Source organism: Bradyrhizobium sp. MOS002, from assembly GCF_003020115.1.
Classification (GTDB): Bacteria; Pseudomonadota; Alphaproteobacteria; order Rhizobiales; family Xanthobacteraceae; genus Bradyrhizobium.
In genome coordinates this window covers 521,841-540,883 of the sequence record NZ_PYFX01000004.1, presented here as the reverse complement: position 1 = coordinate 540,883, position 19,043 = coordinate 521,841, and the positions used below count along the sequence as shown (strand labels likewise).

Annotated in this window: 23 protein-coding genes; 13 read left to right on the top strand and 10 right to left on the bottom strand. The window is 64.7% G+C overall.

Features of this window, described 5'->3' with window-relative positions; translation table 11 throughout:
* The first annotated feature begins 267 nt into the window (after nt 1–267).
* The 3 genes from C7G41_RS15545 to C7G41_RS15535 all read left to right on the top strand — a co-directional run bounded on the left by C7G41_RS15545 (nt 268) and on the right by C7G41_RS15535 (nt 1,342).
* Nucleotides 268–498 (top strand): hypothetical protein, encoded by a 231-nt coding sequence (locus tag C7G41_RS15545; RefSeq protein ID WP_007591727.1) that lies wholly within the window; start codon nt 268–270, stop codon nt 496–498.
* A 92-nt stretch (nt 499–590) separates the two neighbouring features.
* Nucleotides 591–980, top strand: coding sequence for a hypothetical protein (locus C7G41_RS15540; RefSeq protein WP_106943383.1), 390 nt, complete (start codon nt 591–593; stop codon nt 978–980).
* A gap of 110 nt (nt 981–1,090) precedes the next feature.
* A complete protein-coding gene (locus C7G41_RS15535) occupies nt 1,091–1,342 on the top strand; it encodes a hypothetical protein (protein ID WP_106943382.1) in 252 nt (83 codons plus the stop codon).
* A gap of 13 nt (nt 1,343–1,355) precedes the next feature.
* On the opposite strand, the gene C7G41_RS15530 is transcribed toward C7G41_RS15535, so the two are convergent.
* The 5 genes from C7G41_RS15530 to C7G41_RS15510 all read right to left on the bottom strand — a co-directional run bounded on the left by C7G41_RS15530 (nt 1,356) and on the right by C7G41_RS15510 (nt 4,817).
* Nucleotides 1,356–1,541 carry a hypothetical protein gene (locus C7G41_RS15530; RefSeq protein ID WP_106943381.1) on the bottom strand — a complete coding sequence of 62 codons (186 nt, stop codon included), beginning with the start codon at nt 1,539–1,541 and terminating at the stop codon, nt 1,356–1,358.
* A 175-nt stretch (nt 1,542–1,716) separates the two neighbouring features.
* Nucleotides 1,717–1,998: a cell division topological specificity factor MinE gene (gene minE, locus C7G41_RS15525; protein ID WP_007591739.1), complete on the bottom strand. Its 282-nt coding sequence runs from the start codon at nt 1,996–1,998 to the stop codon at nt 1,717–1,719.
* Nucleotides 1,995–2,810, bottom strand: a complete 816-nt coding sequence (gene minD / locus C7G41_RS15520; RefSeq protein WP_007591740.1) for a septum site-determining protein MinD — start codon at nt 2,808–2,810, stop codon at nt 1,995–1,997. Before minD ends, minE begins: the two co-directional genes overlap by 4 nt.
* Nucleotides 2,811–2,829: 19 nt before the next feature.
* Nucleotides 2,830–3,528, bottom strand: a complete 699-nt coding sequence (gene minC / locus C7G41_RS15515) for a septum site-determining protein MinC (RefSeq protein WP_106943380.1) — start codon at nt 3,526–3,528, stop codon at nt 2,830–2,832.
* Between the two features lie 272 nt (nt 3,529–3,800).
* Complete coding sequence (locus C7G41_RS15510; RefSeq protein ID WP_106943379.1) at nt 3,801–4,817, bottom strand: ABC transporter substrate-binding protein; 1,017 nt, start codon at nt 4,815–4,817, stop codon at nt 3,801–3,803.
* Between the two features lie 101 nt (nt 4,818–4,918).
* Between C7G41_RS15510 and C7G41_RS15505 the strand changes: the two genes are divergently transcribed.
* From C7G41_RS15505 to C7G41_RS15480, 6 genes are all read left to right on the top strand, one after another.
* On the top strand, nt 4,919–5,566 hold the full coding sequence (locus C7G41_RS15505) for a TetR/AcrR family transcriptional regulator (RefSeq protein ID WP_007609554.1): 648 nt from the start codon (nt 4,919–4,921) through the stop codon (nt 5,564–5,566).
* Between the two features lie 81 nt (nt 5,567–5,647).
* Nucleotides 5,648–6,418 carry an ABC transporter permease gene (locus C7G41_RS15500; RefSeq protein WP_106943378.1) on the top strand — a complete coding sequence of 257 codons (771 nt, stop codon included), beginning with the start codon at nt 5,648–5,650 and terminating at the stop codon, nt 6,416–6,418.
* An 18-nt stretch (nt 6,419–6,436) separates the two neighbouring features.
* Nucleotides 6,437–7,474, top strand: coding sequence for an NAD(P)-dependent oxidoreductase (locus tag C7G41_RS15495; protein ID WP_106943377.1), 1,038 nt, complete (start codon nt 6,437–6,439; stop codon nt 7,472–7,474).
* Entirely contained in the window at nt 7,461–8,282 is an 822-nt protein-coding gene (locus tag C7G41_RS15490; RefSeq protein ID WP_106943376.1) for a GNAT family N-acetyltransferase, read from the top strand. The genes C7G41_RS15495 and C7G41_RS15490 overlap by 14 nt, the downstream gene beginning before the upstream one ends.
* A 6-nt stretch (nt 8,283–8,288) precedes the next feature.
* Complete coding sequence (locus tag C7G41_RS15485; protein WP_106943375.1) at nt 8,289–9,344, top strand: dihydrodipicolinate synthase family protein; 1,056 nt, start codon at nt 8,289–8,291, stop codon at nt 9,342–9,344.
* On the top strand, nt 9,332–10,114 hold the full coding sequence (locus C7G41_RS15480) for an ABC transporter ATP-binding protein (protein ID WP_106943374.1): 783 nt from the start codon (nt 9,332–9,334) through the stop codon (nt 10,112–10,114). Before C7G41_RS15485 ends, C7G41_RS15480 begins: the two co-directional genes overlap by 13 nt.
* Nucleotides 10,115–10,255: 141 nt before the next feature.
* Here the strand turns inward: C7G41_RS15480 and C7G41_RS15475 are convergent, their stop codons facing one another.
* From C7G41_RS15475 to C7G41_RS15465, 3 genes are all read right to left on the bottom strand, one after another.
* On the bottom strand, nt 10,256–11,347 hold the full coding sequence (locus C7G41_RS15475; protein ID WP_106943373.1) for a TRAP transporter substrate-binding protein: 1,092 nt from the start codon (nt 11,345–11,347) through the stop codon (nt 10,256–10,258).
* A 156-nt stretch (nt 11,348–11,503) separates the two neighbouring features.
* Nucleotides 11,504–11,761, bottom strand: a complete 258-nt coding sequence (locus C7G41_RS15470) for a hypothetical protein (protein WP_106943372.1) — start codon at nt 11,759–11,761, stop codon at nt 11,504–11,506.
* A 79-nt stretch (nt 11,762–11,840) separates the two neighbouring features.
* Nucleotides 11,841–12,791 carry a DUF2778 domain-containing protein gene (locus C7G41_RS15465; protein ID WP_106943371.1) on the bottom strand — a complete coding sequence of 317 codons (951 nt, stop codon included), beginning with the start codon at nt 12,789–12,791 and terminating at the stop codon, nt 11,841–11,843.
* Nucleotides 12,792–13,002: 211 nt separating this feature from the next.
* Here C7G41_RS15465 and C7G41_RS15460 point away from each other — a divergent pair, with 211 nt between their 5' ends.
* Entirely contained in the window at nt 13,003–13,443 is a 441-nt protein-coding gene (locus tag C7G41_RS15460) for a DUF1810 domain-containing protein (protein WP_106943370.1), read from the top strand.
* Nucleotides 13,444–13,539: 96 nt separating this feature from the next.
* A complete protein-coding gene (locus C7G41_RS15455) occupies nt 13,540–15,621 on the top strand; it encodes a methyl-accepting chemotaxis protein (protein ID WP_106943369.1) in 2,082 nt (693 codons plus the stop codon).
* Nucleotides 15,622–15,691: 70 nt separating this feature from the next.
* Here C7G41_RS15455 and C7G41_RS15450 read toward each other — a convergent pair whose 3' ends face one another.
* Together C7G41_RS15450 and C7G41_RS15445 are read right to left on the bottom strand one after the other, a co-directional pair.
* On the bottom strand, nt 15,692–16,282 hold the full coding sequence (locus tag C7G41_RS15450) for an NADPH-dependent FMN reductase (RefSeq protein WP_106943368.1): 591 nt from the start codon (nt 16,280–16,282) through the stop codon (nt 15,692–15,694).
* Nucleotides 16,283–16,332: 50 nt separating this feature from the next.
* Entirely contained in the window at nt 16,333–17,280 is a 948-nt protein-coding gene (locus tag C7G41_RS15445; protein WP_106943367.1) for an AraC family transcriptional regulator, read from the bottom strand.
* A gap of 300 nt (nt 17,281–17,580) precedes the next feature.
* On the opposite strand from C7G41_RS15445, the gene C7G41_RS15440 reads away from it, so the two are divergent.
* Together C7G41_RS15440 and C7G41_RS15435 are read left to right on the top strand one after the other, a co-directional pair.
* On the top strand, nt 17,581–18,687 hold the full coding sequence (locus C7G41_RS15440) for a DUF2336 domain-containing protein (protein ID WP_106943366.1): 1,107 nt from the start codon (nt 17,581–17,583) through the stop codon (nt 18,685–18,687).
* Nucleotides 18,684–19,004, top strand: a complete 321-nt coding sequence (locus C7G41_RS15435) for a PilZ domain-containing protein (protein WP_106943365.1) — start codon at nt 18,684–18,686, stop codon at nt 19,002–19,004. The genes C7G41_RS15440 and C7G41_RS15435 overlap by 4 nt, the downstream gene beginning before the upstream one ends.
* Nucleotides 19,005–19,043 lie beyond the last annotated feature (39 nt).

Sequence of the window (19,043 nt, the reverse complement as noted above, 5' to 3'; positions counted from 1 at the left end):
AGAGAAAAGGCCGTCGGGATCTATGCCGGCGGCCTTCTCTTGCAGCTGCCGGTTCCCGGAGCCCGGTTCTGCTGCAATTCCATGCCTCATGATCACGCCGACATGTTTAATAAAATCTTAACACGCTGGAACGCTGCACATCATTTCTGCGCCATAAGCACAGAGATTGCGCGCGCCGTTCATTCGATAAACATCGACTCAGTGGTACCATCGGTCACGTGTTGAAATGTCGACCCGAAGCTCAATTCGTCATACCGGGGAATTCGGATGCCTTACTATTCCTTCGATCTCGTGGTTGGTGAAGAGTTCAAGAACCAGGGCGGTATCATCCTCGAAGACATCGAGGTCGCCTCCGATCGCGCCGTTCAACTGGCCACCGAGCTGTCGCAGGTGAAGCCCGAGCTGCAAAGCAAGGGTTGCGCTGTGCGCGTCACCGACCGCGATCACAAAGAGGTCTATCGCACGCCGCTCGATCCCGTGCCGGCCTGGCGGCGCTAGCTCGCCAGCCGGCTTCGCGGCCGCACGCTATCCCCATTGCGGAGCGGCGCGCCAGCCGCTAGCCTTCCCAAAAATCCGGGGAGGTACCAAGGATGCGCACTGGTTTTCTGATGACGGCCCTGTTGCTGCTGGCGGCGCCGGCCCAAGCGGCCGACCATCCACGTTCAACCTATGTCACGTTGGTCTTGCAGGCCTTCGCCGCCAAGGTCGAATGTCCGGGCACGGATGTCGCCTACCAGGATCTGGTGCAGAAGGCGGAGCAGATGCAGCTGCCCGAAGGCACCACCGAGAAGGTCCGCAAGGCGATCGCCTGGATGCACACCGGCGGCAAGATGGGCGAGAAGCAGGACGACGATCTGATGGCCGAGGTCGCGGTGGCCACCCAGGCGACCGACCTCAATCAGCGCCGCCTCGGCATGCCCAGCTGGTGCGAGGCCCAGAAGACAAACCTCGCCGGCCTGATCCGCAGCAAGGGCGGCTAGCGCTATTGCGCGGCGTTAAGTACGCCGCGCCGGAACTTCTGCTCTGGCCAATAATCGTCACAATCCTCGCCAGCATGCGGCTCTCTTCGAAACTCGAACAGGGAAGCCCCATGCGGATCAATCATGTCCTTCTCGCCGTCGCGTTTGCCGTCGCACCGGTGCTGACAGCGCCCGTGCTGGCGAAGAATTCCGACGCCCAGAAAAGCGAGGACAAATCGACCTCATCGTCATCGTGCAGCGCCTATCAGCAGGCGCCGGACGGCTCGTGGGAGCCGCTCCCCTGCAAGGAGACGGGCGAGCGCTCCCAGCCGCAAACGCAGAATCGCACGTCGCCGCAGGGCGCCGACCGCGGGGAGCGTTGAACGCGCGCGAGTGTCAGCTCTGGTGCGGACCGCGAATGGTCTTCATCGCGTCGGCGAGGTGACGCCACTCCTTGGCCTCATCGGCCTCGCCGCGGCCCTCGCAGGCCCTGGCCTGTTCGGCGGCCTTCGCGATCGCCGCAAAACCATGCTGTTCCAGCATCTGGCGCGCGACGTTGTGGACCTGGACCTCGGTCATCATGGGCATTCTCCCGTTTGACGAAACCGCGGTGCATCGCGACGCCGCGGGTGTTTCATAACGATTGAGCCCCGGACCTCGTTCCGCAGCGTTCCCATCGGCGCGCAAAAGGCGGCCCGCTATGCCCAGCGGACCGCCTTTTCACCCACCCCAATTTGAAGCGTCGCGGCCGAAGTCCCTACCCGGCCGCCGCGCGCTTGCGCTCGAAATCGTTGGGCACCTCGATATCGACCTCGAGGGTCGAGACCTCGTCGCCGCGATCGAGTCGGACGATGACCTTGGTCGGGTCCAGCGTGACGTGCCTGGAGACGACCGCGAGAATTTCCTCACGCAGCACACCGAGCAGATCGGGCTGGCCGCGCAGTCCGCGTTCATGGGCAAGCAGGATCTGCAACCGTTCGCGCGCGACGGGTGCAGAGGCCTTGTTGCCGCGGAGAAGCCGAAGCAAACCCATGCTCATGCGGCCCTCCGTCGCAGCAGGCGGTCCATGAAGCCCTTGCGCTCGGTCGGCACCTGCATCGGCACGGTGTCGCCGCACAGCCGTCGCGCCGCGTCGATATAGGCCCGCGCCGGAGCGCCTTCCGCGTTCGACAGCGTCACCGGCGTGCCGACGTTGGAGGCGCGCAGCACGTCCTGGCTCTCCGGGATGATGCCGAGCAAGGGTGTTGCAAGAATTTCGAGGATGTCCTCGATGGTCAGCATCTCGCCGCGCGCGGCGCGCGAGGGATCGTAACGCGTGATGAGAATGTGCTTCTCGACCCGCTCGCCCTTTTCGGCCCGCACCGTCTTGGAATCGAGCATGCCGATGATGCGATCGGAATCGCGCACGGAAGAGACTTCGGGATTGGTGACGATCACGGCTTCGTCGGCAAAGCGCATCGCCATGGAGGCGCCGCGCTCGATGCCGGCCGGGCTGTCGCAGATCACCCAGTCGAAACGGCTACGCAGATCGTCGATGACCTTGCCCACGCCCTCTTCGGTCAGCGCGTCCTTGTCGCGGGTTTGCGAGGCCGGCAGCAGCCAGAGGTTCTCCAGCCGCTTGTCCTTGATCAGCGCCTGCGGCAGCTTTGCGACGCCCTGCACCACGTTGATGAGGTCGAACACGACGCGGCGTTCGGCGCCCATCACCAGGTCGAGGTTGCGCAAGCCGACGTCGAAATCGACGACCACGACCTTTTCGCCGCGTTGCGCGAGCGCAGCCCCCAGTGCGGCGGTCGTCGTCGTCTTGCCGACGCCCCCCTTGCCTGACGTCACGACCAGTACCTTGGCCATCTCTCAAATCTCCTTCTGGTCAGTTCAGCGCAGTAATTCGCATGGTGTTGCCCTGGAGCCAGGCCTGGGCCGGCTTGCCGCGCAGGGCGGCGTCGATATCGTCGGCGGTCTGGTAAAAGCCATCGATTGCAAGCAGTTCGGCCTCGATCTTCTGACAATAGATGCGTGCGCTCGTGTGACCGTTCACGCCCGCCATGGCACGGCCGCGCAGCGCGCCGTAGATGTGAATGGAGCCGCCGGCGACGACCTCGGCGCCGGAGCCGACCGAGCCCAGAATGGTGACGTCGCCTTCAGGAAAGATCACGGTCTGGCCGGAGCGCACGGGGCTTTCGAGCAGCAGGGACGTCGGCTTGGTCTCGACCTTCGCCTCAACCTTCTTCGGCGCACTCGGCTCGATCACGCAGCTCCGCCCGCCCGAGAGCAGCGGCGGCATCATGGGGGTCAGTCGGCCCTCCTCCACGCCCTCGATCCCGAGCACGCGGATGTTGCGGTGCTGAAGGCTGGTAAGCAGATGGCCGATGCCGGATTGGCTGAGATCGACCGAGGACAGGTCGATCACCACCGGGCGGCCGGCGAAAAAGCCCGGCGAACGCGCGATGGTGGTGTCGATCTCCTGCAGCCAATGCTGAATGGGAACCGTCGGCACGAACACGAAGGCCACATAGGAGCGCCCGCGCAGGCGCACCATTTGGCGTTGGACTTTTGCTGCAGCCTCCATAGCGGCCGACTCGTTCCCTGTTATTGAATGGTTAACGATGCCGCCGATATGGTTAATGGCCGGTTAATTTCTCCGTGGGGTTACGTGCCCGTCCCAACTGTCATCGCCCGCGAAAGCGGGCGATCCAGTACTCCGAGACGGTTGTGGGTCAATCGACAGGCCGCGGCGTACTGGATGCCCCGCTGGAGCCTGTCATCGGGCTCGCCGAAGGCGAGACCCGGTGGCGGGGCATGACACCGGTGTGTGGGGCGGCGGGACGGCTCTCCGCCCCCCTACTTCTTCACCTTGCTCGCATCCATCTTGATGGCGGGATCGAGCATCCTGGTCGTGAACGCCGTCGTGACGTCGAACGGCTTCTCCATGCCGAGATAGGTCTGGACCAGCTCGTAGTCCTTCTTCATCCGCTCGGCGTCGATCCAGCCGAGCGACTTTGTCGTCGTGAATTCGTCCGTCATCAGGAACTTGATGCGCTCCCACTGGCGCTCCTGGTTCTCCTTGTCGAGACCGGAGACCTGGTCGAGCAGCGCCTTCAGGCAGGGTGCGGCGTCGGCGACGCAAGTGGCAAAGGCCTTTTGCGTGACCCGCACGAACTCCTCGACCAGCTTCGGGTTCTTCTGCAGATAGCCGCCGTTGACGATCAGCGAATTGCCGTAGGGATTGAGCCCGATGTCCTTCCAGTTGACGTAACCGAGATCGCTTCCGAACTCGATCACCTTCAAATCGTGCTCGTTGTAGAAGTCGCTGATGATGTCGACGGTATGGCTCTTCAGCGCGGCGATCTTCGCCGTCGGCCCGACATTGACGAAGCCGACGGAGTCGGGTGCAAGCCCCGCAGCCTTGGCGAAGGCCGGCCACATCACGCGCGAGGCGTCCCCCGGCGGATTACCGATCTTGTGACCGGCAAAATCCTTGACCCCGTTCACACCGTAGCTCTTCAGCCAGTAGAATGTCTGGCCGGTGTTGGCGTAGACGCTCATCACGGCAACGGCGTCAGCCCCCTTGCTCTTCGCCACCAGCATGGTGGCGAGATCGGCGACGCCGAACGGAGAGCCGCCGGAGCCGACCTTGGCGGCGGAGACGCCGGAGCCCTTGCCGACCTCGATGGTCAGGTCGATGCCCGCCTTCTCGTACCAGCCTTGCGCCTTGGCGTAATAATAGGGCGAGTGATCGGCCGTCGGCGCCCAGTTCAGGATCAGATTGACCGCCTCGCCCGCGCTCGCCGGCACCGCCGGTGAACCGAGCATCAGGGCCACAGCCAGGGCCGAGCCCGCCGCCTGCAAACGCTTCATCGCATCTCTCCTCGTTGCCCGCGACCCGGCTTGTCGCTCTCCCCCTGTGAGGATACCAATGCAACAAGGCCGCCCTCAACTTGTCAACTGTTTGGTTGGAAATGCCCGCAAAACGTTCAGGCGACACCGTGCCGCAGCGGCGCGACCCGGTCGCCACACGCAAGAAGCTGCTCACCGCGGCGCGCGAGGAGTTTGCCCGGCACGGCTTTGCCGGCGCCCGCGTCGACGAGATCGCGGAGCGCGCCGGCGTCAACAAGCAGCTCGTCTACCATTATTTCGGCGACAAGGACGCGCTCTATCTTGCTGTCCTCGAATGGGTTTACGCCGATATCCGCGAGCAGGAGCGCCAGCTCAATCTCGAAGGCCTGCCGCCGGAAAAGGCGATCCGGAAACTGATCGAGGCCTCGTTCGATTACCTCGCGGCAAACCCCGATTTCATCGTGCTTCTGAACGACGAGAACCGCGGCGGCGCCCGCCACGTCCGCGGCTCGACGCGGCTGGAGGCGATGCATTCGCCGCTGGTGAAGAGCGTGTCCCACATCCTCCACGAGGGCGTCCGCGCCGGCATGTTCCGCAAGGGGATCGACCCGATCCAGCTCTATATCTCGATCGCCGGCCTCAGCTATTTCTATCTTTCGAACACGCCGACGTTGTCGGCGATCTTCGGCAAGGACCTGTCGAGCCGGGCCGCGCGCCGCGCCCGCCGCCGGCACGTCGCCGATCTCGTGCTGCATTCGCTCCGGCCGTAATCAACCAACTGGTTGAAACTTGCCTCAAGGACGGCTAGGCTTGCGCAGCGGCAAGGCGGCCGCGGCAACAGGGAGCAACCGGTGACAGGCGACGGCGCCCGCAATACGCGCAGCTTCGCGATCGTCCTGATCGTGCACCTCGCCGTGCTCGTGCTCTGGCAGGTCCTGGTCGATGCGTTCCACGTGCCGAAGTTCATCCTGCCCTCGCCGCTCGCGACAATCCAGACGCTGGGAACCGCGAGCTACGCCTGGGGCGCCAATACGCTGGTGACGGCGATCGAGATCCTCGGCGGCTTTGCGCTCGGCGCATTCGTCGGCGTCACGTTTGCCGTCATCTTCAGCTGGGCGCCGCTGCTCAGCCTCGTGCTGCTGCCGCTGTTCGTGACGCTGAACATGATCCCGAAGGTCGCGCTCGGCCCGCTCCTCATCGTCTGGTTCTCCTACGGCATCGTGCCGAACATCCTGATCGCCTTCAGCATCTGTTTCTTCCCGATCCTGCTCACCACCGCGCGGGGGTTGCGCGAGGTCGAGCCGGACCTGCTCGATCTCGTTAAATCGCTGCGCGGCTCGCGCTGGACGCTGTTCCGCAAGATCCAGCTGCCGGGATCGCTGCCTTACATCTTCTCCGGCATGAAGGTCGGCGCCATCCTCGCCGTCGCCGGCGCCATCGTCGGCGAGTTCATCGCCTCCGAGCGCGGGCTCGGCTACCTCATGATCCAGGTGCAGTCGTCGCTCGACACGCCAGCGATGGTGATGGCCGTCGTGCTGCTGACGCTGCTCGGCGTCGCGCTTTACGGCTTCGTGCTCGTCCTCGAACGCATGTTCGTGGTCGGTGACGCAAGACAGACTTGAAGACCAAGGACCAAAGCCATGCTGCTCACCCGCCAGACATTGCCAAAAACGATCCCTGATATCGCTGCGCTCGACGATCTCCTGTGCAGGCCGACGCAGGCATTGATCGACGACCTCGCCAAGGTCGAAGGCGACATCATGATCCTCGGCGTCGCCGGCAAGATGGGACCGACGCTGGCGGGGCTCGCCAAAGCCGCAGCGCCCGATCGCCGCGTCATCGGCGTCGCCCGCTTCAGCGACGCCGGCGTCAAGGACTGGCTGCACGCGCGCGGCGTCGAGACCATCAATTGCGATCTGATGGACGAGGCCGCGATGCAGGCGCTGCCTAAGGCGCCCAACATCGTCTTCATGGCCGGCCGCAAATTCGGCGCGGAGGGCGATCTGTCGCTGACCTGGGCGATGAATGCGCACGTGCCTGCGCTGGTCGCGCAGGCCTTCCCGTCGTCGCGGATCGTGGCGTTCTCGACCGGCTGCATCTATCCCTTCGTCCCCGTCGACGGCAAAGGCTCGCGCGAGGACATGGCGCCGAACCCGCCCGGCGAATACGCCCAGTCCTGCGTCGGCCGCGAGCGCATGTTCGAATATTTTTCGCGCAAATTCGGAACGCCCGGGCGGCTGTTCCGCCTCAATTACGCGATCGACATGCGCTATGGCGTGCTCCACGACATCGCCTTGAAAGTGCTCACCGGCACGCCGATCGACGTCAGCATCGGCCATGTCAATTTCATCTGGCAGGGCGATGCTTCGTCCCAGGCGCTGCGCTGCCTCGCGCATTGCACGGCGCCGACCTCGCCGATCAATGTCAGCGGCCACGAGATCTTGGCGGTACGCGACCTCGCAGCAAGATTCGGCGCCAGGTTCGGCCGCGCGCCGGTGCTGACAGGAAACGAAGAGCCGACGGCGTGGCTGACCGACACGTCCAAGGCAGTCGAGCTGTTCGGCCTGCCCGTCGTCGACACCGAGCAGCTGATCGCCTGGACCGCGGATTGGGTGTCCCGCGCCATGCCGAGCCTCGGCAAGCCCACCAAATACGAGGTGCGCGATGGACGCTACTGACGACCCCCGCATCACCAGGCTCGGCGTCGAGGATGCCGCGGCGGGCCTGGCGCTCTCGACAGAGGCGCACTGGAACCAGAATGAAGACGACTGGCGCTTTTTCCTAAGTGATGGCGTCGTGTTCGGCATCCGTCATGGCGCGCAACTGCTCGCGACCGCCGCGCTCTTGCCCTACCCCGGCGATAACGCCTGGATCAGCATGGTGCTGGTGACGGCAAGCCATCGCCGGCGCGGTCTCGCCACGCGGCTCGTCGACGCCTGCCTGGCGACGGCGCGCAAGCGCGGCCTGACGAGCTGGCTCGACGCGACACCGGATGGCGCTGCGGTCTATGGGCCGCTCGGGTTCACGCCGACCCTGCAACTGCGCCGTCTCAAGCTGGTGAAATCCGCGTCCACGTCCGGGCAGGCCCCTTCATCCGCGACGTTCGACGCACTTCGCGCGCGTGACCGGCGGACCACGGGCCTCGATCGAACCGCCCTGCTCTCTGCCTTTGCGCAGCGTCCCGGCTCGCGCATCGTCTCCGCGAGCGGCGCCATCGCGCTGGTTCGCGACGGACGCACCGCGCGCCATATCGGCCCGTTGTTTGCCGACGACGCCGCAGCGGCGCTGACCCTGGTCGATGCGATCGCGCGATCCGAAACCGGGCCGCTGCTGCTCGACGCCGTCGCGTCGCAGGCCGCGTTCCCTGAAGCATTGACCGCATCGGGCTGGAGAATCGAACGGCCGTTCCAGCGCATGCGGTTCGGCCCCGCCACTGCCGCGGGTGAGGAAATGCCATTCGCCGTCGCCGGCCCTGAATTCGGATAGGACATCATGCACCACAGCCAGATCAACAGCGATATCCGCAAGCTGATCGCCGACGGCACCGTGCTGCCGGCGCATCCCCTGGCGCTTACCGCCGAACGCCAGCTCGACAAAAAGCATCAGCGCGCGCTGACGCGCTATTACATCGACGCCGGCTCGGGCGGCCTTGCGGTCGGCGTCCACACCACGCAGTTTGCGATCCGCGATGTCGGCCTCTATCGTCCCGTGCTCGAGCTCGCCGCCGAGGCCGCGGCGAACTGGACCAAGCGTCCGCTGGCGCTGGTCGCGGGCCTTGCCGGTCCGACCCGGCAGGCGGTCACAGAAGCCCGCACCGCGCGCGACATCGGCTACCACGCAGGGCTCCTCAGTCTCGCCGCGATGAAGAGCGCATCGGAGGACGAGATCATCGCGCATTGCGCAGCGGTCGCAGCCGAGATTCCGCTGGTCGGCTTCTATCTTCAGCCGGCCGTCGGCGGCGTGGTCCTGTCGAGCCGGTTCTGGCAGCGCTTTGCCTCGATCGACAATGTCATCGCGATCAAGATCGCGCCGTTCAACCGCTACCGGACCCTTGATGTTCTGCGCGGCGTCGCGGCGGCTGGCGCGCTCGACCGCGTCGCGATCTACACGGGCAATGATGATCACATCCTGCTCGACCTGATGCTGCCGTTCGATCTGCGCGACAACGGCGTCACCACGCGGACCTACTTCAAGGGCGGCCTGCTCGGCCACTGGTCGGTGTGGACGGCGAGCGCGATCAAGCAATTCGAGCGCTGCAAGGCGGCGCGGCACAAGGACAGCATACCGGCAGACCTGCTTGCGCTCGATGCCCGCGTCACCGATTGCAACAGCGCCTTCTTCGACGTCGCCAACGATTTTCACGGCTGCATCGCCGGCTGCCACGAGGTGCTGCGACGGCAGGGCCTGATGCAGGGCCTGTGGTGCCTCGATCCGAACGAGGGCCTGAGCCCCGGCCAGAAGGACGAGATCGACCGCGTCACGCGCGAGCATGCCGACCTCAGCGACGACGCGTTCGTGGCCGCAAACTTGAATAAATGGCTGGCATGAGCTCAAACCCCTTCATCAGCCTGCAAGGCGTCCGCAAGGTCTACCGCAGCGGCGGCGCCGAATTCCTGGCGGTGTCCGACGTCACCATGGACGTGCAGGAGGGTGAGCTGGTCTCCCTGGTCGGCCCGTCCGGCTGCGGCAAGACCACGGTGATGAAGATCCTGGCCGGCCTACACGACGCCGACGGCGGCACGGTGAAGATCGGCAACGCCAAAAGCCCGTTCGATCCCACCCGCGACATCGGCATGGTGTTCCAGCAGGCGCTGCTGCTGAAATGGCGGACCATTCTGGACAACGTGCTGCTGCCTGCGGAGATCGTCGGGCTGCCGATGAAGGCGGCGCGCGAGCGGGCGCGCGATCTGCTCAATCTGGTGGGACTTGCCGGCTACGAGCAGAAATATCCGCGAGAGCTGTCCGGCGGCATGCAGCAGCGCACCGCGATTGCGCGTGCCTTCATTCACGACCCGAAACTGATCCTGATGGACGAGCCGTTCGGCGCGCTCGACGCCTTGACGCGCGAGCAGATGAACCTGGAGATGCTGCGGATCTGGCGCGAGAGCGGCAAGACCATCATCTTCATCACGCACTCGATCCAGGAGGCCGTGTTCCTGTCCTCGCATTGCGCCGTGCTGACGGCGGGCCCGGCAAAGATGGCCGACTATTTCCCGATCGACCTGCCCTTCCCACGTGATCTGCCGCTCAAGACGACGGATGCGTTCGGCGCCTATGCACGGCGCATTTACGAGAAGCTGGGTCTGGGCGCGGCGTAAGGCGCCTGAAGAATCGGTAGCCCGGATGGAGCGAAGCGCAATCCGGACGGTGCCGTTGACGTGCGAGACCCCGGATTACGCTTGCGCTCCATCCGGGCTACGAAAGCCGGGCGCGGCGTGAGCACCGCGCCCCTCTTGCGATCAGGCCTTGTTGCGCATCTTGCCGAGCAGATAATTGTCGTAAAAATTCTCCGCGATCTGCGTGTAGAACAGCAGCTCCTTCATATAGGCGTCGTGGCTTTCCTTGGTGCGCTTGAACAGGTCGCTCTTGGTGGCGAGCTCGTTCAGATGTTCCTGGGTCGCGGCATAGCAGGCCTCCAGCACCGGCTGCGGAAACGCCTTCAGCTCCGCGCCATTGGCGATCAGCCGCTTCAGCGCCGCCGGATTCACGCTGTCGTATTTCTCGAGCATCCAGGCGCCCGCGGCCGACGCGGCCTGGTTGACGATCGCCTGGTACTGCTTCGGCAGCGACGCCCACTTCTCGTCGTTGACGATCATGTGCAACATGGCGCCGCCTTCCCACCAGCCCGGGAAGTAGTAGTATTTTGCGACCTTCTGGAAGCCGAGCTTTTCGTCGTCATAGGGGCCGACGAATTCGACTGCGTCGATCGTGCCCTTCTCCAGCGCCGGATAGATGTCACCTCCCGCGATCTGTTGCGGGACGACGCCGAGGCGCGCCAGCACATGGCCGCCCATGCCGGCGATGCGGAATTTCAGGCCCTTGAGATCGTCGACGGTCTTGATCTCCTTGCGGAACCAGCCGCCCATCTGGGTGCCGGAATTGCCGCAGAGGATGGCATGCGCCTTGAACGGCTTCAGCGCCTCGTTGGTGAGGTCGGCGCCGCCGCCGAAATGCCACCAGGATTCCTGATGGCGATGATTCATGCCAAACGGCGCACCGGTCGCATAAGCCAGCGCCGGCTCCTTGCCGATGTAGAAATAGAGCGGGGTCTGCGCCATGTCGACAGAGGCGGTGCTGACGGCATCGAGCGCCTGCAGGCCGGGGACGAGCTCGCCGGCCGCAAAGGTCTGGATCTGGAATTTGTTGTCGGTGGCCTCGGCAACATATTTCGCAAAGGTCTGCGCGGTGCCGTAAATGGTGTCGAGCGACTTCGGGAAGCTCGACGTCAAGCGCCATTTGATCTCGGGCGCGCCTTGCGCGATCGCAGGCGCGGCAACCAGCGTCGTCGCGCCGGCGACCGCGCCGCCCTTGAGAAATGTACGGCGTTTCATGATGGGTCTCTCCCTGAACTATGTTTCAACGTATCGGCTTGAGCGCGATCTTCGCGAAGCTATTGCCGTTTCTATAGCGGAGATCAAGTTGTGAGCGGTAGCCCGGATGGAGCGCAGTGCAATCCGGGAATCTCCCCAAATATTTCCGGGGCGCTCCTAGAGCAGCTTGGCGCTGACGAACAGCGCGCGCACGGCGTTGGTCGCCTGCACGACGAGCATGGCGTTCCCGGCGGCGCCTTCGAGCGCTGCGACCGCGTCTTCATGCAGCGAGCGGAATTCCATCCACTCGACCGATTTGAAGTTGGTGAGGAATTGATAGGCCTGGCCGACGGTCGCGATCGCCAGCGTGTCGCCGTTCAGCTTGATCTTGAACGTCGTGCGCAGCGGGGTCTCGGAACTTTGCGGATCACTCATGGGCTGCTTCTGGACGATGACGGCTTAACGAAGGGAAAACGGCAGCCCCGCCGTGGCAGGCAAATATCAGGAGCAAATATCAGGACTCGGTGCTCGCGCGCTGCGAGGCCGTCGCCGACGGGGTCAGCCTGGGCACCACGACCAGACGGTTGAACTCACCGTTGTCGTAGGCCTTCATGAATCGATCATAGTCCTTGATCGAAACGCAGCCGTTGGAGTCGCCACGGGGCCCGAGCATGTAATTGTGGGTAAGCAGGCCGACGCGGCCGAGCGCGCTGGTGCCCTCGGTGGGCGTCAAACGCAGTGCGCGGACGCCGTGGAACAGTTTTTCGCGCGGCTTCAGGTCGTAGGTCGCGGGCGGTGTCGCGCCAACCATCCGCTGGTCGACGTGCTCCGGGTCGTCCATCAGCGCGCCCATGCCGGAATGCGCTTCCAGCGCGATCCCGCTCGGCAGGTAAAGCGCCTTGGCCGAGATGTCGTAGACCGCGGTGCGCGAATCGTAACCGAGCGCGCCGAGATCCGGCGCCTTGCCGAACAGGCCGCTGTCGGGCGTCAGCGAGGCGAGCTTGATCTTGTCGGTGAATTTTTCGAAGAAATTGCGGTTGTCGACCCGGGGATTGGTCTCGGCATAAGCCTGGCTCGAGGCGATCTGGGCGGAGATGTCAGCCTGGGGCGGGCGCGAGCGCGGCATCGGGATGGCGTCGGCACGCTGCGAGAGTCTCGTCTCCTCGGACATGTGCCGGTCGTCGTCGCTCAGGGTCGAGCGCCAGTCGTCGCCCTGGAGCTTCTGGGCCAACATCGCCTTGGCGTCGCGCAATTTGAGCTGGATCGCATTGACCGCGGAGCGCTCCAGCGTCCGCAGGCCGAGCTCGCGGGCGGGCGGGCTGCTCGAGGCCGAAGCGAAACGATCATCGAATGAAGGAGCATTGGCCGGCGGCAGCGCGGCGGTGACCAGCGAGGCCGAACCGCCGATATCCGCGACCCAGGCGGCAGCGCCCAGTGCCAGCGCAACGGCGGCCAGAGACAGCAATATCGTCTCCGCTCGCCCAATACGGCGGCGCGACAATAGCCTCTCGGCTTGTGCCCGGTCGGAAACCATCAGCTCCCCAAAATCGACCCCCAGGGGGACCCACCCCCACCCGGAGATTCTATACCAGCTACCACATTGGGAGCCAAAAGTTAGGCATAATCGGGGCCGGCAGGGGTCCGGCAAAGTCCGGTAAGCCGCCCCAAGGTATCTAATGACCGATCCTTTCGACCTCAACCGGTTTGTCCGGGCCCAGGACCCGGTCTATGGCGACATCCAGCAGGAGCTGGCCCGGGGCCGAAAGCAGAGCCATTGGATGTGGTTTGTCTTCCCGCAGGTCGCCGGCCTCGGCTTCAGCGCCATGTCGCAGCGCTACGCCATCGCCTCCCGCGCCGAGGCCAGCGCCTACCTCGCCCACCCCACCCTCGGTCCGCGCCTGATCGAATGCATCCGCCTCGTGCTTGCCGTCGAAGGCCGGACCATCAACGTCATCCTCGGCGCGCCCGATGACGCCAAATTCCACTCGTCGATGACGCTGTTCGACGCGGTGTCCGGCGAACCCGTGTTCGCCGAGGCGCTCGCCCGGTATTTTTCGGGCGAGCGCGATCAGGCAACGCTCGATATCCTCGCGGTCCTTGACCGCAAGGCCAGGTGACCGCGGCTGCCGCGGCCACCAGCGTAAACCCGGGATTAACATCGCCTGCTTATTGTCCGTGCAAATAATTTCCCGCGCCAGTTGCCGGACAGAATCATGAAAATCGGTACGCTCCTGACCACCGCCATCGTCTCGCTCTCGACAGTGGGCGGCGGCCTCGCCGTCTACGTCGCCGTGACGAAATACCAGACGATGGAACGGATCACCGAAGCGCAGGGGCGGCTGGCGATCGTTCGCGCCGTCAGCGACATCCCGCGCTACCTCAATCCCGAGCGCGGCTTTTCCACCAACATCCTCTATGGCCCTCCCGCCGTCGACCCGGCGCTGCTTGCCGAGCAGGACAAGCTGCGCAAGCAGACCGATGCCGCACGCGACAGGATGAACGCGCTGCGAAAGGACCTGCCCGGCCCGTTCGACGACGGCAACACCACCGGCGGCAACATCGACGCCGTCAATTCGAAGTTCACCGCGCTGCGCGAGGCCATCGACAAGGCGATGTCGGGCCCGCCGGAGGCGCGCAAGGACGCGGCCAAGAAGATCGTCGCCGACAACGCCGTGCTCAACGCCGGCGTGACCGCGCTGCTGAACGAGCAGGTCCGCCGCATGGCGATACTCAACGGCGACGCCTACCGGCAGGCCAGCTACGCCAACATCGCGATGACATTGCGCGACGTGGGCGGCTTCAACTCCAGCCTGCACAAGAACCTCGTCGGGGGCAAGAAACCGGCGACCGACACCGAGAAGGCCGAGATCAGCCGCTCGCAGGGCCGCAACGACCAGATCGTGATGTCGCTGCTGGAGTTGCGCGGCAATCCCGCAACGCCGGCGAACGTTGCCGCCGCACTGGAGAAATTCAACGCGATCTATATCGACGAGTTTGGCCGCGAGCTCAAGCTGGTCAAGGAGGGTGCGGTCAGCGGCAAGTACGAACACGACATGGACACCTATTACACCGCCACGCAGCGCGGCCTCAGCACCATCATCGACGTCCGCGATGCCTTTTACGCCAACGCGGAACAGATTCTCGCCGGTGCATCCACCGCCGCCCATACCAGCTTCACCATCGCACTCGCGGGCCTGCTCGCCGTGCTGATCGCCAGCGCCGGCCTCATCGTCACGGTCCGCCGCCGGGTCTGCGCCCCGATCGTCAACCTGACCACGCGGATGTCGCGGCTTGCCGACGGCGAGCTCGCGGAAGAGATTCCCGGCGCCGACCGTTCCGATGAAATCGGTGCCATGGCCGCGGCGGTCCGGGTCTTCAAGGACAACATGATCCGGGCCGACAGCCTTGCGGCGGAGAAGCAGGCCGAGAACGACGGCAAGATGCGTCGCGCACAGGCGCTCGACGGGATCACCCGCGCGTTCGAAGCCAAGGTCACCGAACTCGTCGGCGGACTCTCCCGCGCGTCATCCACTATGGAAAGCACGGCGCAGTCTATGACCTCGACGGCGGCCCAGACCAACAGCCAGGCCGCGGTCGTCGCCGCCGCCTCCCAGCAGACATCGAGCAACGTGCAGACCGTCGCGAGCGCCACCGAGGAGCTGACCTCTTCGATCTCGGAGATCGGCCGTCAAGTGGCCCAGTCCACCGAGATCGCGGCCCGCGCCGTCGACAACGCCCGCCGCACCGGCGACACCGCCCGTGCACTGGCCGAGGGCGCGCAGAAGATCGGCGACGTCGTGACGCTGATCCAGAGCATCGCCGAGCAGACCAATCTGCTGGCCTTGAACGCGACCATCGAGGCCGCCCGCGCCGGCGATGCCGGCCGCGGCTTTGCGGTGGTTGCTGCCGAGGTGAAATCGCTGGCGGGACAGACCGCAAAGGCCACCACCGAAATCTCCGAGCAGATTTCGGCGATCCAGGCCGCGAGCGACGAGACCGTGACCGCAATCCGCAACGTCGCCGACGTGATCGGCGAGATCGACCAGATCGGCACCGCGATTGCGGCCGCGATCGAGGAACAGGGCTCGGCGACCAAGGAGATCGCCCGCAGCGTCCAGGAGGCCGCGCGCGGCACCCAGGAGGTCAACACCAACATATCAGGCGTGCAACGCGCCGCCGACGACACCGGTACGGCCGCGCGGGAGGTGCTGGGCGCAGCCGAGCAACTCTCGACCCAGTCACGCGATCTCGCCGGACAGTTCGACCGCTTCCTCGGTGAAGTCAGGGCCGCATAGGGGCGGGAACCGCGCAGCCTCGCAACGACGGCCCCGGATTGCGCTACGCTCCATCCGGGCCACGGGTCCGTCAATAAGGCGGCGCCTTGCGCGCCCGCTGCGTCTTGGCCGCCTCGATCCACCACGCGAGATCGTCGGCAAAGCGCGGGAACGAGCGTTCCAGCGCTTTGCCGCCCTCCCCGATCGGTTCACCCGCCTCCGACAGCGTCTGTGCGATCGGGCCGACGCCGATGGTGCTCGACACCACCACCATGCCCATCTCCGACAACGTGCCATGCCAGGCGGTCGAGGCACGCGCGCCGGACAGGCGGCCGGCCGAGTAGCTCACGATCGCGGCCGGACGCCAGAACCACTCCTCGAGGAAGTGGTCGGTAAGATTCTTCAGGCCCGGCTGGATGCCCCAATTGTATTCGCCGGTGACGAAGACGAAACCGTCGGCGCCGCGGATCTCTCCGGCCAGCTTCTCCAGCGCCTCGGGTGCGGAGCCCTTGGGATATTCCTTGTACATGCGATCGAGCATCGGCAGGCCGATCGCCTTGGCGTCGATGAACACGGCGTCGTCGCCGCGGGCGCGCAGCCGATCGATGACGAAATTCGCGAGGCGGATGCCCATGCGGTCGGAACGGTAGGAACCGTAGAGGACGAGGATGCGATTGCTCATGACCGGTAGTATAGCACGGATCAGCAAGCCAGCCTCAACGTTTTGACGCGCTAGGTTCGCTGTCCGCGCTCGAGTGTTTGCGACGGCGTCTCCCCGAACTGGTCGCGATAGCTTCTGGAGAAGTCGCCGAGATGCCAGAAGCCGAACGCCAGCGCGACGGCCTTGACGCTGTCGGCACCGGCGAGCAGCCGCTGGCGCACCAGCCACAGCCGCCGCAGGCGCAAGTATCGGTGCAGGCTCATGCCGCGATAGCGGCGGACGACGTCGTGCATGGTGCGAACGGACAGGCCGAGCTTGCGCGCGATCTCGTCGCTGTAGATGGGCTGCGAGAGGTCGTCGGAAAGGAGCGCGCGGATGTCCTGAAAGACCTTGAAGCTCCGCTCGTCATGAGGGCGCACGGCCCATCGCGCGGGACCCATATTTTGGAAAATTGCGTCCACAGCGCCGAGCAGGGTCTCCTTCATGGCGGCCGCCTTCAGCGGTACCTCGGACGCGTCGACCGGCTCCGACGCGGCTGCCAACACTTCCCGAACCACACCGCGGAGCCGGTCCAAGCCCGCGGCGGTCGTTTCGAAGATCTTGAAGCAGAGGGCTGCTTGTGGCCAGCCGCGATCCGTCACCTCCGGCCTGAACACCACCGAGGCGATTTCCCGCTGCACCTCCTCGATGGTGGTGTAAGCCGCGCCGCCGCTGCCGATGACGATGACGGGTCGTGTGCGCCGCGTGCCGTTGAATCGAACCGGCACGTCCAAATCGTCCATCGTGAATCCGATCGCGGTGCAATTCTCGACGAGCTGTGCGTCGACGACCCGCGGAAATGCCCGCGTCAAATTCACGTCGCAGCCGGGCAGCGACAGAATAATCTGCTCGGCCGAAATCCTCCGTACGAAAGGCGTGAACTCGAAGTTCAGGCCCCGTATGGCATTTCGAAATTCATCGACGTCAAAGAAACGAAATACCTTTGGCGCCAGCGTCGGCGCATCATCAACTCTGTTCATGGCAATGTGAAACTTCGCGTCGCAACAAACGCGCGTCCGGCGACGATGCCGGCCAACTTCCCCGTTCCGGTGTCCCCTCAGTCTGAAAGAATCACTTCGAACTATGCCGACCAGTTGGCGAGCGTCGAAGTCCAAGTACAACCCGGCGCATCAAATCTCGCCAATTTTCGATAGCGTTTCCTGCCCCACCAGCGGTGCACCAATACCCAAACGATCGAAAGCAACATTTCAAATTAACGTCTGTCGGGCGGAATAAGCCCTGTTCGATATTCAAAATCAATTTTGAGTCAGGCCCCTGCCATGATGGCAAATTCGCCTGCTGATATTCTCGCTGAATTGGAAGAGACGGTCGCAACGTGCCCGGCGGAACGTTGCGCACGCATTCTCTCCGGCATGGTGCAGTTGCTCATTGGCAGCCGCGACCAGTGCCGGGAATTGCTCAGCAACGTGGTCGACGGTGTTCTGCTGCGATTGACGGAACGGGTCGAGGCCAGCGCGCTGGTTCAGCTCAGCACGGCGCTCGCCGAGCTTGACGTGGCGCCACCAGAAACATTGTGGCGTCTCGCCTCACACGACGATCCCGACGTGGCGTGTCCGGTGTTGCTCAAATCGCGGGCACTCTCCGCGGCAGACCTCGAGGCTGTCATTGACTCCCGTGGCGAGCGGCATCGACGCGCGATCGCCGCCCGCAGCGAGATCGCGCCGGCCGTCACCGAGGCGTTGATCAAGCACGGCGGCCCGATCTGCCTTGCCCTGATCAAGAACCCGGGAACGAAATTCTCCGACGCAGCCTATGCAGCGCTGATTGCCAAGGCCGACCAGGACGGCGAGATCGCGAAGGCGCTGGTGCTCCGGCCCGGCACACCCGACCTGGTCGTGCGCAAGCTGCTCTCCGCCCCACCCATACGGAAGGCACCGGCGACGCCCAACCCATCCGCCGCGGCGCCGGTGCCGGAAGCGGAGCCCGCTCCGCCAAAGCGGCCTTGCCGGGCCGACTACGCAAACGCGAGGCCGGAGATCGTCGTCCTCAACCGCATCGGCAAGCTCAACGATTCCACGGTGAACCGTTTTGCGATCCGCGGCGAGACGGCCAACCTGTTCACGGCGCTATCGGTGCTTTCAGGGGCGCCGCTCGAAATCATCGAGCATGTCGTGAGTGACGACGATTGCGAGGGGCTGGTCATGGCGTGCCGGGCTTCGCGGCTGAACTGGCAGACCACCCTTACCATCCTGAGCAACCGCGGCGGGAAACGGCTCTCTTATGCCGAGCGCGAACGCGCGCAACGGATCTTCGAGACGCTGCTTCTGTCCACCAGCCAATGGACAGTGCGATGGGGGGAAATAGCGGCAAGCGCCAACACGCGCGATCCGGCAAATCGCGGCGCGAAAATGGGGGTTAGCCGATGAAGTTCGACGGTCGCAAAGCGCAGCGCGTGAAAATGGATCACAAGCAGCCCGTCAATCTGATGGGCTCGGACGGCACGTGGCGGCGCAGTTGCGTTCTGCTCGACATATCGCAAAGCGGTGCGAAGATCGAAGTCGAGGGCACGCTCGACGTGCTGCAGGCCAAGGAATTCTTCCTGCTGCTGTCGTCGACGGGGCTCGCCTACCGGCGCTGCGAATTGGTCTGGATCGACGGCACCACGGCGGGCGTGCACTTCGTCACCGCAGACGGCAAGAGGAAACCGGCAGCCACCGCGCAGACTGCCGCTCAAAGCAAATAGGCCCAACGATTCATCAGCCCCAATTAACTCCAGCGTGAT